The organism is Litorimonas taeanensis, from assembly GCF_003634015.1.
GTDB classification, from domain to species: Bacteria; Pseudomonadota; Alphaproteobacteria; order Caulobacterales; family Maricaulaceae; genus Litorimonas; species Litorimonas taeanensis.
The window spans coordinates 460,574-472,939 of the sequence record NZ_RBII01000001.1; the positions used below are offsets into that span (position 1 = coordinate 460,574).

Genomic DNA, 12,366 nt, shown 5'->3' on the forward strand with positions numbered 1-12,366 from the left:
CCTATTTTGTGAGAATGAGAAAAGCGCGACAAACGCGCTGATTAAGGACTGATAATGACTGAGACACACCTTTTACCTGTCTTACCGCTTCGCGATATTGTGGTATTCCCACATATGGTTGTGCCGCTATTTGTTGGCCGCGAGAAGTCGATAGCGGCCCTCGAAGAAGTCATGAGCCAAGAAAAGCGTATCATGTTAGTGACGCAAAAAGACGCCGAAAATGACGCGCCGAAACAAGACGATGTTTTCGAGCAAGGCTGTATTGCGAAAATCCTACAACTTTTAAAATTACCTGATGGCACTGTTCGCGTCCTCGTCGAGGGGCAAGAGCGCGCCGCTGTGAATAGTTTTACAGATACAGACGCGTTCATGGAGGCCCATGTCACGCCAACCCCTGATGTTGTGAAAAGCAAAATCAAAACCAAGGCCGTGGCCAAGCAAGTCCGTGAACAATTCGAGACTTATGGTGGGTTGAATAAGAAAATCGCAGAAGAGGTCGTGACCTCTGTGACGGAAACATCTGACCCATCAAAGCTATCGGATATTATTGCTGTTCATTTGAACGCTGACATTGAGAGCAAACAGGCGCTTTTGGATCAGACCAATGTATCTAAACGTCTGACGGCGATTAGTGATTTAATTGACGCCGAAGCGAGTGTGCTAAAGGTTGAGAAAAAAATCCGCGGCCGCGTAAAGCGCCAAATGGAAAAGACCCAGCGTGAATATTATTTGAACGAGCAAATGAAGGCGATTCAGTCTGAACTTGGCGGCGGCGACGCCCCTGATGAAATGGCTGAGATTCAAGAGAAAGTTGCCAAAACGAAACTGACAAAAGAAGCGCTCGAAAAGGTAACGGCCGAAATTAAAAAGCTCAAACAAATGAGCCAAATGAGCGCCGAGGCGAATGTCTCTCGAAACTATATTGATTGGATGCTTTCTGTCCCATGGGGCAAGAAAAAACGAGTGCAACGCGACCTCGCCAAAGCCCAAGAGATTCTCGATGCGGATCATTATGGTCTCGATAAGGTGAAAGAGCGCATTATCGAACATTTAGCCGTACAAACACGTACGAAAACTGTGAAAGGCCCCATTCTCTGTCTGGTAGGGCCTCCTGGCGTGGGTAAGACATCGCTGGGTAAATCTGTGGCGCGGGCAACAGGACGTGAATTTGTTCGTGTTTCTCTGGGCGGTGTACGGGACGAATCTGAAATTCGTGGCCATCGCCGGACTTATATCGGCTCAATGCCCGGACGCGTGATTCAATCTATGAAAAAGGCGAAGTATAATAATCCGCTCTTCCTTTTTGACGAAGTTGATAAGATGGGAATGGATCATCGCGGCGACCCATCTGCGGCGCTCTTAGAGGTTCTTGATCCCGAACAGAATGATACATTTAACGACCATTATTTGGACGTGGATTATGACTTGTCTGACGTCATGTTTATTACAACCGCGAACAGCCTGAATATGCCGCAACCGCTTTTGGACCGTATGGAAATTATTCGTATTCCAGGGTACACAGAAGACGAAAAAATCGAAATTGCACAGCGTCATTTGCTCCCTGATCAAATCAAAGAGCATGGGCTGAAGCCAGAAGAGTTTTCTGTCAAAGAAGAAGCCCTTCGGGATATTGTGAGATATTATACCCGCGAAGCCGGCGTGCGTAGCCTGAAACGCGAGATTGCGCGTCTGGCCCGAAAAGCGCTTAAGCGTATTGTCTCCAAAGAAGAGGAAACTGTTGAAGTGACCTCTGATAATATTGGTGACTATCTGGGCGTTAAAAAATTCCGTTTTGGACGCACAGACGATGCGGATCAAATTGGCGTGGTAACAGGCCTCGCTTGGACCGAAGTGGGCGGAGATATATTGACTATCGAAGCCCTGTCTATGCCCGGTAAAGGTGGCGTGAAAATCACGGGTAATCTTAAGGACGTGATGAAAGAATCCATTTCGGCGGCGAATTCCTATGTTCAGGCGCGTGCGCCAGAGCTCGGTATTAGTCCGCGAATTTTCCGTACGACGGATATTCATATCCATGTACCCGAAGCCGCTACGCCAAAAGATGGCCCATCGGCGGGTATTGGCATGGTGACAGCGATGGTAAGTGTGTTGACACAAATTCCTGTTCGGAATGATATTGCAATGACAGGTGAGGTGACATTACGCGGCCGGGTCTTGCCGATTGGTGGCCTGAAAGAAAAGCTCCTCGCGGCGCTACGCGGCGGTGTAAAGACAGTTCTTATTCCGCAGGATAATGAAAAAGACCTCGCCGATATTCCTGATAATGTGAAAGCCGCGCTAGAAATTATCCCTGTCTCTAATGTTGAGGATGTTTTGGCTAAGGCCCTGACCCAAAAGGTCAAGAAAATCGAATGGACCGCCAGTGATGAGGCCGCATTGGCCGGCGTTTTGATGGGGGGGCAAAGTGCAGACCCTGCCTTTGGCGGCGGCACATCCGCACATTAAAGACCGCATCCTATTAAATTATAAAGCTCGTTTCTGAGGAAGCGGGCTTTTTTTTTGGGCAATACCATTTCGGGGCAATACTATTTCGGGACGGCCTATTTTGGGGTGCCCAAAATTTGGGCATATCTATCCTGTCGCAAACTATGGGCACGCGGGAAAAAAAGACGAAACGCCTAAAACTTAGATTCAAAATTGACTTGATATGCCTTCTCTTTGTGCCTTTGCCTTAAGAATGCAGACCTCACGAAGTCGTGTCTGTTACCGCCCTTATGGGCGCTTTAAACGGGCCATTCCAATTTAGATTACCCCGCCCAATGGGGATAGAGTGAGATAAAATGATTAAATCAATTATAGCTTTAGCCAGTTTTTCTGTTGCGGCCTTCGCAACGAGTGCAATGGCCCAGACAGCCGATTCAGCCGAAATGATGAAAGCGGCGAAACCTGTTCCGAAAGTCGTGATATTTGATGTGAATGAAACTCTCTTGGATTTAGAAGCCATGCGAGATTCCGTCGGCGAGGTTCTCGGCGGACGTGAGGATTTATTGCCTTATTGGTTCTCTACGATGCTTCACTATTCTTTGGTGGATACGCTGAATAGTGATTACAGAGATTTTGCTGATGTCGGCGCCGGCGCTTTGATGATGGTGGCTGAACGCGAAAATATCGCTCTAACCTTTGAGGAGGCCAAAGCCGCGATTACTGGGCCCATTACATCGCTCCCCGCTCATCCAGATGTAGAGCAGGGTTTGCAGGCCATTCAAAAAGAGGGCTATCGAATCGTAAGCTTGACGAATTCTTCTAATGCCGGTGTTGCCAAGCAATTTGAAAATGCGGGCCTGACGCAATATTTCGAAAAACGTCTAAGCGTAGAAGATGTCCGAGCGTTTAAACCGGCACCCGTCACATATATTTGGGCGTTACGGGAATTAGGCGTAAAGCCAGAAGAAGCCCTGATGGTGGCGGCACATGCTTGGGATGTCGCAGGCGCAAAGGCGCAAGGGTTACAGACCGCCTTTATTACGCGCCCTGGGGCTTATCTCTATCCGAATGTAGAGCGCCCAGATTATGTCGTAAAAGATGTTCAGGCCCTGTCCAAGATACTGGCTGCGTTAAAGGCCGAGCAAGACCATGCCATGAGCCTTGAAACAGACATGAAATAGAGAGCGTAAAAATTACGCGGTTTTCGTTAGTTTCATAAGGCGAGATTACAAGCTCTTCATATCTCTTATTTTTTGGAACGGTCATCCGTTCCTTCCGTTGGTTTGGTATCAACACTAACTCTTAGGAGATTATTATGCAGATTGATAACGAAACACATAGCCTCATTTCTTCCGATAAAGTGGAAGACACTAAGGTGTATAATGCAAGCGGTGAAAAGCTTGGCAGCATTGACTCGCTTATGATTAACAAGCGAGAGGGGAATGTTGCCTATGCTGTCATGTCTTTCGGGGGATTTCTTGGCATGGGTGAAAAATATCATCCTCTCCCATGGGATCAGCTGAACTATAATGAAGATGACGACGGATATGTCGTCAATCTGACGAAGGATCAGCTCGCAGGCGGGCCGACGATTGAAAAGCAAGAGCTCAACCGTTTAACAGATCCAGTCTATGGCCGTGAGATTTATAATTACTACGGTAGTCCAATCTATTGGGGATAATGTAAAAACCCAGTAAGTGAATTGAACGAGGGCTTTGCCCTCGTTTTTTTATGCCTGATTTTGAGGCTTGTATTTATGTCATGCCTTTGTTTCTGCGCGGCATGACGTTTCTGCTCGGCATGCCTTTTTTTCTAGGCGGCATGGTTTCTAGGCGGCATGCCTTGGCTGTGGTCTCTATTGCTCTCCGTTTGAATCCGTTTGGAGTAGTGTTTTTTTAGAGAAACGCCTGACATTGGCATTTAAGTCACGCAGGCTGTTCGTGGCCGCGCGTGACCATCGCCAGCTCATGGGGATGTCTATAAAGGAGGTTTTGCTAAGCTGTATAAGCGCGCCATTTTGAATATGGCCTTGCACAGATTGTAGTGGGGCCATGGCCCATCCTAAGCCATGCAGGCACGAATCTGTGAAACCTTGAGATGATGGTATTGTGTGATGAGGGAGCGCAACATACTGACCTATCGTCTGTTGCACCCATTCTTCTTGGAGGCGGTCATCTTGATTGAAGAGTAGGCTAGGGGCTGTGCCCAAGGCTTGGGCCGTGACGCCATGAGGAAACCATTTTTCAACGAAATAAGGGTTGGCAATCGCTGTATATCGAAACTTACCAAGTTCGATTTGCTCGCATCCAGAAATTTCTGGCCCCGATACACCCAGACAACACAACACTTTCCCAGAACGGAGTAAGTCGGAAGACCGTTTTTCGCTGACCAATGAAACATCAAATAGAATATCGTCTAAATCGGCCAGAGCCTTGAGGAACCATGTAGCAAGGCTGTCAGCATTGACTGCAATAGAGAGCGTCGGACGTTCATTTTGTGGGATGTCGAAATCCCTTTCTAGGTCCTGACGCAGTAACTTTACCTCGCTCATGAAACGCGCCAAACGGTGCCCCGCCGAGGTGCCTTTGCAGGGGCGTTCTCTGATTATCAATGTTACGCCGAGCAAATCCTCTGCACTTTTAACGCGCTGAGAAACGGCAGAGCTGGTGATTCCGAGCCTTATTGCGGCGGCCTCGAAACTCCCTGTGGTGATAACGGCGGCGACGGCTTCGATGGCGGATAAAGGCGGCATAAATTAAGATTTCCTAATGATAGATTAGATTTATGAATTTGCCTTAATTAACTACGAAGTGCAATCAGCCCCCGAAAAAAGGGGGTCTTATGACGACTATCTTCTCTGGATTTGCATTAACCTTGGTTCTGATTTTTGCCATAGGTGCCCAAAATGCCTTTGTTCTGAGGCAGGGGTTACGCCGACAACATGTTTTGGCTGTCGTTCTGGTCTGCGCTATTTCCGATACGATTCTTATTATCGCGGGGGTCTCGGGATTTGGCTATCTTATGGAGCGCGCTTCTTGGCTGGAACCCAGTTTTACATATGCGGGCGCGGCCTTTTTATTCTTTTATGGGGCGCGTAGCGCCTTCTCAGCCTGGACTGGGGGGCAAGCCTTGGTGGCGGGTGAGACTGATAGGCAGACCGTCAAAGTGGCAATAATGACAACCTTGGCGCTGACATGGCTAAACCCTCATGTCTATCTTGATACAGTTATCTTATTAGGATCTATTGCGGCGCAATCTGATAATAAAATATTGTTTGGAATAGGCGCGATTACGGCTTCATTCTCATTTTTCTTCACCCTAGGCTATGGTGCGAGGTTTCTGGCGCCCTATTTTTCCAAGCCTTTTACGTGGCGAATTCTGGATGGGTTCATCGCTGTGATAATGTGGTCGATAGCGGCGAAGTTGATATTGGGGTGAGGGGCGCTCAATAAGTGAGTATTTGAAACGAAAAAGCCCAACCATAAGGCTGGGCTTTTTTCTTGATACCATTTCCGAGGAAATGGCGCGAGTGACGGGACTCGAACCCGCGGCCTCCGGCGTGACAGGCCGGCGCTCTAACCAACTGAGCTACACCCGCTAAGATGTGAGAGGGGCTTTAGCCAAGGCTTACCCATAGGTCAACGCGATTTTGTAAGAAATATGTAGTTTTTTACAGAATAATTTTCATCAGAAAGATTGCAAGTTCGGGGTTGCAGTCTTGTCCGTCTTGAGGCATATCCCCTCGACAATTGGGGGCGGTTAGCTCAGCTGGTAGAGCATCTCGTTTACACCGAGAGGGTCAGCGGTTCGAACCCGTTACCGCCCACCATTATCGCACTGAAATCATTAACATTCTCCCCGAAGGGGAAAACCTTGTCCGACTTTTCCGACTTTTTGCTTGTGAAAACGTAATGACATCTTGCAAGCCGTATGGTGAAAAACGGTCTGCACTCTCGCGGTTATGGCGGCGTCTAACCTCTACGTGACAGGCTTTACAGGGCACCCCAAGCATGAGATCACAGCCCTGACCTATATGCAGGCCAGACATTACGACCCAGTAGCGGGGCGGTTCTTGAGCATTGACCCTGTGACGTTTATGGACCAACCAGAACCCGGTCAATTTAACCGTTACGCTTACACTTGGAACGACCCCATTAATACAACTGACCCTACGGGACGGGTAGTCAAATTTAACGGGAATGAAGACTACAATAAGCAGGCTGCCGCCGATCTGGAAACAGTAAGGAATAGTTCTCCCGAAAACGCTGCTATGGTAGGCGGATTGGAAGGTTCAGACCACGTTCACACTATGCAACCCGCTACGGGAAATGATGGTGTAAATGGTGCTTCCCCAACAAACCAAGAAGGAGCATCAACTTCCGGGGAAGGTTCAGGCAGCACCATATATTATGACCCGAATAACAATCAAACTCGACATGGGGACACACGGCCACCTGAAGCAGGATTGGGCCACGAACTTGGACATGCTGAAGAATTTGACTCTGGAACTTTCGAGTTTCAAGATATTAATGACATGGTAGGGCCAGATGGAATTGTGCCGCCGAGCGGACTTACCCCCAAGCACGAAATTGGGCCAATAAAGCGAGAAAATGATGTAAGAAAAAGTTTAGGTGCTCCATCTCGCGGGTGCTACACACGAACTTGTGGAGGAGGCTAAAATGCGGCGAACGCCATCAATCTCGATAACATTATTATTTGTTCTAGCCGCTTGCCAGACTGCTTATGAAGATAAGCCGCTGCCATCTGACAAAGAACCAAATTCTCTATATGAACGAACTGCGCATATCAAATTTTTAAAGCCGCTCGCTGATAGTTGTAAAGACAAAGGCAAGTCTGGAAGCGTGTACGCTGACAACCTTATCCTTTGGACTGATTATCCAGAATACTTGGAAACGATTGGCATAATAGAAGAGATGACAGGCAAGCAAAAAGGGGGTGACTGGTTAGTAAAGCAAGAACTGGCATATGACAGAGGAGTTTGCGCAGTGTCGTTATATCAACAAGATACACGGGGGCTAGAAGTCTCTCAATGGGACTGCAAAGAATCGAGTGTTCCTACTGTTAATTTTTACCCTGATGAAAGAAATATTCCTTCGGAACTATTCCCAACAAATGCCTTTGAATGCCATTCTTATTTTGACCATCAGCAAGGGATGATATCTTTTTTTGGTGAAGTTGATAATCGGCAGGTTAGCAGTCATCAGCTTAGGAAATGAGCAGAATCGGCTAATTTTGGATGTAGAGCAAGATAAAGCGAAGCGTGCCATTTCGTGCATTTTTTGCAGGCAAAAATTACACAAACCCACCCCGCCACTGCCGTGGCCTTTTCCGTCTATAATCGGTTCCCCGAACCGATTATTTGGTCCAGACCTTCGGTTAAGGCCAACCGCCTCCAAAGCGCTAAAGCTCTGTTTTTACTCTTAGTCTTGCATCGCAGACCACGGGTCTTGCTCCGCAGACCTCTAATTTTATGGGAGTGTGTATTTTTCGCCCTGAAAATTGCATCATGAGGGCATGGAACGTGGCTCGTTGAGTGTAAAATCTATACACCGTAATAGTCTTTATGCTTGGCTTTTGACAGAAATATAAGACACGGCCGTGTTTTGCCGTGTCTTATATATTTTTAGATAAGCGATATTTTTAGATAATCGCATCCGTTCCGCGATAGCGGCGGCGCTCTGATTTCGTTTCTCTCTTATGGAATATGAATCACAAATTGTGACACAAACTGATCCATGACGATGGCAGCAAGAATTGCTATTGTCGCGGAACCCAAAGCGAGGGCTACGAGTTGTGGCGTCGAGGGGTTATCAGCCGGTCGGTTTGATGACTTGTTTGGAGAACGAAATGTTTTTGTATGTAATAATTCTGTCTTCATAATGTCATATAACTATCACATAGTTGTCACATGTCAATATATTTACGCATATACCGCCTATTCCGAGGGGATAGCGGTAAGAATGTGACGATTTGTGATATCACAAGCTCAGGTAATTGTTTGATTTTGCCCCCAAAAAGAAACAGGTTCTGGCCGAGATAGAGTGAGACGATTTACAGAGAGTATAGGCCCTTTTATGAGCATACAGACACAAAATCCTGCAACGGGTGAGGTGATTAAAACTTTTGAGGCGCATTCAGACGCGGACGTCGATGCTGCTATTGCTGCTTCGGTTGCGGCTTTTCATGAAATCAGGGATTGGAGTTTCGAAAAGCGCGCAAAGGCAATGCACAAGACCGCCGAGATATTAGAGGATGAAGCCGAGAGCCTTGGCGCCATAATGACCCTAGAGATGGGCAAAACGCATCAAGCAGCCATAGCTGAGGTCAAAAAATGTGCCTTGGTGTGTCGATATTATGCTGATGAAGCCGAGGGTCATTTGGCCAATGAATATGTCAAAACGGAAGCGAGTGAAGCCTATCGGGCCTATCTCCCCCTTGGGCCTGTTTTGGCTGTTATGCCTTGGAACTACCCCTTATGGCAGGTTTTCCGTTTTGCTGCGCCCGCCCTTATGGCGGGGAATACGGGCTTGTTAAAACATGCGTCAAATGTGCCGCAATGCGCTTTGGCGATTGAAGACATTATTAAACGGGCTGGGTTTCCTGAGGGGGCTTTCCGTTCGCTACTTATACGCGGAAGCAAGGTTGAACGTATATTACGCGATGACCGCGTTCGGGCGGCCACTCTCACCGGGTCAGAGCCCGCAGGCGCGTCCGTGGCCTCTATTTGCGGGTCAGAAATCAAGCCCACAGTTTTGGAGCTTGGCGGCTCGGATGCTTTTATCATTATGCCATCGGCTGATTTAGACGCGGCAGTGAAAGTGGGCGTCGAGGCGAGAAATCAAAATAATGGGCAAAGCTGTATCGCGGCCAAACGCTTTTTCATCCATGCCGACATATATGATGAGGTGAAGGCCCGATTTAAACAAGCTGTCGAGGCTCTCATCGTGGGTGATCCGATGTCTCGTGAAACGGATATTGGGCCTTTGGTCAATCAAGACGGATTAGATGAAATTGTGAAACAGGTCGATAATGCCGTCAAAGACGGGGCGCAGCGCGTAACGGGCGGTCACGCAATCTCGGGGCAAGGATATTATTTCAAACCCGGAATTTTGGAAGATATTCCAAAGTCTTCAAAGGCCTATCACGAAGAAATTTTTGGCCCCGTCATGCTCTTGTTCAAAGTTGAGAGTTTGAAAGAGGCTGTTGATATTACCAATGAATCTCCATTTGGTCTGGGGTCTGCGATTTGGACACAAGATAAAGCCGAACAAGATTATGCAATTCGCTATATCGAAGCCGGCGCAACATTTGTGAACTCCAAAACGTCATCTGATCCGCGTTTGCCCTTTGGAGGGATTAAACGCTCTGGATTTGGCCGAGAGCTGGCCGCAGAAGGGATTCGGGCTTTTTGTAACTTAAAGACTGTGAGTATTGCCTAAGAAACACTTGAAGTTTTTGAATCTGAATATAGTAGAGTTCCAATTCGAACATTTATATGTTTCGCAAGGGAACAGAAACTCGATTGAGAAAGCGTGAGAGAGATGAAATTTGAAGATCTAAGCCAAGCCCCCGTCATTCCTTTGATTGGGTCAAATGATCCTGATGAAGCGGTCAAAACCACTCAAGCCCTAGCGGCGGGTGGATTACGGTTTATCGAGGTGGTTCTGCGGACAGAACGCGCCTTGGATTGTTTAGAAGCTATCGTAAAAAATGTTGATGGCGTTGTTGTTGGCGCCGGCACGGTCTTAACGCCCGAAGACGTCGATAACGTCGTGTCGCGCGGCGCGAAATTTGTCGTGTCACCGGGATTGAACGCGGATGTGGTGAAAGCCTGTCAGGACAAAAACATTCCAATCATTCCGGGTATTATGACGGCTTCTGAAGTTCAAAATGCATGGAATATGGGATTACGGGCTGTAAAATTCTTCCCGGCGAAACTCTCTGGCGGTGTCCCCATGCTTAAGGCTCTGGGTTCTGTCTTTGGCGGAATCAGCTTTATGCCGACGGGGGGGATTTCAGAAGAGAACTTGCCTGATTACCTTGCCTTGCCTCATGTGAAAGCCTGTGGTGGTAGCTGGTTAACACCAAAGGATAAAATTGCAGCAGGTGATTATGACGCAATCACAGAGATTGCAGCAAAGGCGTTGTCTATTGCTATGGCGGCAAAGGCTGAGTCTTAAAACAGACCGAACTTGAATTGAGAAAGGGAGCCTCATTGATTTGAGGCTCCCTTTTTTATTGGGTAGAGTCTGAGATTGTTCACCAGATGTTGGTTTCATGAGACATGGGTTGAGAACGCGCCTCGACCCATCGGTCAGAGCCTATCTATCTAAAGACCGGGTCGTCCAGACTACGAAGTTTCCGAGAATGCAATGTCCCTGACTGTGCCGCATCTTTCATGATGGAAACGGCTTCTAGTCCGATATTCAAATGCTGTGCAACGCGGCTTCGGTAAAAGGCTTCTGCAGAGCCGGGAAGTTTGATTTCACCGTGAAGCGGCCTGTCCGAAACACAAAGCAATGTACCATAGGGCACACGATATCGATAACCATTGGCGGCAATCGTCGCGCTTTCCATATCAATCGCAATGGCGCGTGATTGGTTGAGACGTGTGCGGAGACTTGCATAACGCATTTCCCAATTTCGATCGTCTGTAGTCACCACAGTTCCCGTTCGCACATGTTGCTTCATTTCTTTACCGCTCAGCTTCATGACATTTGAAATGGCATTTGTCAGAGCAATTTGAACTTCCGCAATGGTCGGTAAAGGAATGGTCGGCGGTAGCATCTCATCCAATATCTGGTCATCGCGTAAATAAGCATGGGCAAGTACAAAATCGCCTAAAGTTTGCGTGTTGCGTAGACCTCCACAATGGCCGAGCATCAACCAACAATGTGATCGAAGAACCGCGACGTGGTCGGTAATCGTTTTCGCATTTGATGGGCCAACACCAATATTTATTAGGGTGATGCCTTCATTATTATCACACATCAGGTGATAGGCGGGCATTTGCGGCAATTTATAATCCATCGCAGGTTTGTAATCTTCTGCAGATTTAATCAAGCCTACGCCCGGGCTGGAAAAGCCCGTATGGACGCCATCGCCCAAAACATCTTTGGCATGTTCGATAAATTCATCAACATAGCGTTGGTAATTGGTAAAAATTACAAATTTCTGGAAATGGGCCGGCGACGTGCCTGTATAATGTTTTAGTCGCTGCAAAGAGTAATCTGTCCGAAGGGCCGGGAAAAGGCTCAAAGGCAGGGGTTCGTCATTGGACTGCTCAATTGCGCCATCGGCCAAATTATCGTGAATACGTTTCAGATCGGGCAGGGCGAAATAGTCCCCAATAGTTTTGGCGCTACCATCCTTCATCTCAAAGGTAGAAGGGTCGATGGCAAAGGCAACGGGAATGATTTCATCACTGGCCCCGACGTAATATTCAACCTCATAGCCACGCTCAATAAGGCCGAGCTGGTCAATTAGATAGTCTTTGAATATTTCAGGGTGTGTGATGGATGTTCCATACCAACCTGGGCCACGTATGCTCACAAAGCCAGAAGGGTTTATGCCATCTGCTTTTTTACTCCGTAAATGGAGCAAGAGATAAGGATAAGTGACGGATTTAGAATCCGTTCTCTCACCTGTTTCTGCGAAAGTCGAAAAAGCGTCATTCAAGAAATCTGTCGCTTCGGAATAGTGTTTCTCGAGCGCTTTGATAACGGTTGGGATGTTCTCGCAAACAGAGAGAGCATCAAAGAATTGTGGCTTATTGCCGAATTGATTAAAAATAATATGTCCTTTCCTACGGTCCAGTTTATCCGTCCGAATGACGGATAAAATTTCCACGTCCTAAACGATTTCAGAATGTGAAGTCAACAAAATCAATTTCATTTTGTC

Annotated in this window: 10 protein-coding genes and 2 tRNA genes; 9 read left to right on the top strand and 3 right to left on the bottom strand. The window is 47.4% G+C overall.

Features of this window, described 5'->3' with window-relative positions:
• The first annotated feature begins 54 nt into the window (after positions 1-54).
• From lon to DES40_RS02145, 3 genes are all read left to right on the top strand, one after another.
• A complete protein-coding gene (gene lon, locus DES40_RS02135; protein ID WP_121098925.1) occupies positions 55-2,466 on the top strand; it encodes an endopeptidase La in 2,412 nt (803 codons plus the stop codon).
• A 335-nt stretch (positions 2,467-2,801) separates the two neighbouring features.
• Positions 2,802-3,626, top strand: a complete 825-nt coding sequence (locus tag DES40_RS02140) for a haloacid dehalogenase type II (protein ID WP_233345355.1) — start codon at positions 2,802-2,804, stop codon at positions 3,624-3,626.
• A gap of 134 nt (positions 3,627-3,760) precedes the next feature.
• Complete coding sequence (locus DES40_RS02145) at positions 3,761-4,126, top strand: PRC-barrel domain-containing protein (RefSeq protein WP_121098926.1); 366 nt, start codon at positions 3,761-3,763, stop codon at positions 4,124-4,126.
• Between the two features lie 174 nt (positions 4,127-4,300).
• On the opposite strand, the gene DES40_RS02150 is transcribed toward DES40_RS02145, so the two are convergent.
• The gene (locus tag DES40_RS02150; RefSeq protein WP_121098927.1) at positions 4,301-5,197 is read right to left on the bottom strand and encodes an ArgP/LysG family DNA-binding transcriptional regulator; all 897 of its coding nucleotides are present in this window, start codon (positions 5,195-5,197) and stop codon (positions 4,301-4,303) included.
• 89 nt (positions 5,198-5,286) lie between these two features.
• Between DES40_RS02150 and DES40_RS02155 the strand changes: the two genes are divergently transcribed.
• Positions 5,287-5,883: a LysE/ArgO family amino acid transporter gene (locus tag DES40_RS02155; protein WP_121098928.1), complete on the top strand. Its 597-nt coding sequence runs from the start codon at positions 5,287-5,289 to the stop codon at positions 5,881-5,883.
• An 83-nt stretch (positions 5,884-5,966) separates the two neighbouring features.
• Here DES40_RS02155 and DES40_RS02160 read toward each other — a convergent pair.
• Positions 5,967-6,043: transfer RNA gene (locus tag DES40_RS02160), tRNA-Asp, on the bottom strand.
• A gap of 155 nt (positions 6,044-6,198) precedes the next feature.
• On the opposite strand from DES40_RS02160, the gene DES40_RS02165 reads away from it, so the two are divergent.
• The 5 genes from DES40_RS02165 to eda all read left to right on the top strand — a co-directional run bounded on the left by DES40_RS02165 (position 6,199) and on the right by eda (position 10,646).
• Positions 6,199-6,274: transfer RNA gene (locus DES40_RS02165), tRNA-Val, on the top strand.
• 132 nt (positions 6,275-6,406) lie between these two features.
• Positions 6,407-7,123 carry an RHS repeat-associated core domain-containing protein gene (locus DES40_RS13125; RefSeq protein WP_170144840.1) on the top strand — a complete coding sequence of 239 codons (717 nt, stop codon included), beginning with the start codon at positions 6,407-6,409 and terminating at the stop codon, positions 7,121-7,123.
• A gap of 1 nt (position 7,124) precedes the next feature.
• Complete coding sequence (locus tag DES40_RS02175) at positions 7,125-7,682, top strand: hypothetical protein (RefSeq protein WP_121098929.1); 558 nt, start codon at positions 7,125-7,127, stop codon at positions 7,680-7,682.
• An 858-nt stretch (positions 7,683-8,540) separates the two neighbouring features.
• Positions 8,541-9,905: an NAD-dependent succinate-semialdehyde dehydrogenase gene (locus tag DES40_RS02185; RefSeq protein WP_121098931.1), complete on the top strand. Its 1,365-nt coding sequence runs from the start codon at positions 8,541-8,543 to the stop codon at positions 9,903-9,905.
• A 102-nt stretch (positions 9,906-10,007) separates the two neighbouring features.
• Positions 10,008-10,646: a bifunctional 4-hydroxy-2-oxoglutarate aldolase/2-dehydro-3-deoxy-phosphogluconate aldolase gene (eda, locus tag DES40_RS02190; RefSeq protein WP_121098932.1), complete on the top strand. Its 639-nt coding sequence runs from the start codon at positions 10,008-10,010 to the stop codon at positions 10,644-10,646.
• Between the two features lie 145 nt (positions 10,647-10,791).
• On the opposite strand, the gene DES40_RS02195 is transcribed toward eda, so the two are convergent.
• Entirely contained in the window at positions 10,792-12,261 is a 1,470-nt protein-coding gene (locus tag DES40_RS02195; RefSeq protein WP_407656779.1) for an AMP nucleosidase, read from the bottom strand.
• Positions 12,262-12,366: the final 105 nt, after the last annotated feature.

Bases quoted from the DNA above. Each gene is read 5' to 3' on its own strand.
- lon (WP_121098925.1), top strand. From the start codon at position 55: ATGACTGAGACACACCTTTTACCTGTCTTACCGCTTCGCGATATTGTG.
- DES40_RS02140 (WP_233345355.1), top strand. From the start codon at position 2,802: ATGATTAAATCAATTATAGCTTTAGCCAGTTTTTCTGTTGCGGCCTTC.
- DES40_RS02145 (WP_121098926.1), top strand. From the start codon at position 3,761: ATGCAGATTGATAACGAAACACATAGCCTCATTTCTTCCGATAAAGTG.
- DES40_RS02150 (WP_121098927.1), bottom strand. From the start codon at position 5,197: ATGCCGCCTTTATCCGCCATCGAAGCCGTCGCCGCCGTTATCACCACA.
- DES40_RS02155 (WP_121098928.1), top strand. From the start codon at position 5,287: ATGACGACTATCTTCTCTGGATTTGCATTAACCTTGGTTCTGATTTTT.
- DES40_RS13125 (WP_170144840.1), top strand. From the start codon at position 6,407: ATGGCGGCGTCTAACCTCTACGTGACAGGCTTTACAGGGCACCCCAAG.
- DES40_RS02175 (WP_121098929.1), top strand. From the start codon at position 7,125: ATGCGGCGAACGCCATCAATCTCGATAACATTATTATTTGTTCTAGCC.
- DES40_RS02185 (WP_121098931.1), top strand. From the start codon at position 8,541: ATGAGCATACAGACACAAAATCCTGCAACGGGTGAGGTGATTAAAACT.
- eda (WP_121098932.1), top strand. From the start codon at position 10,008: ATGAAATTTGAAGATCTAAGCCAAGCCCCCGTCATTCCTTTGATTGGG.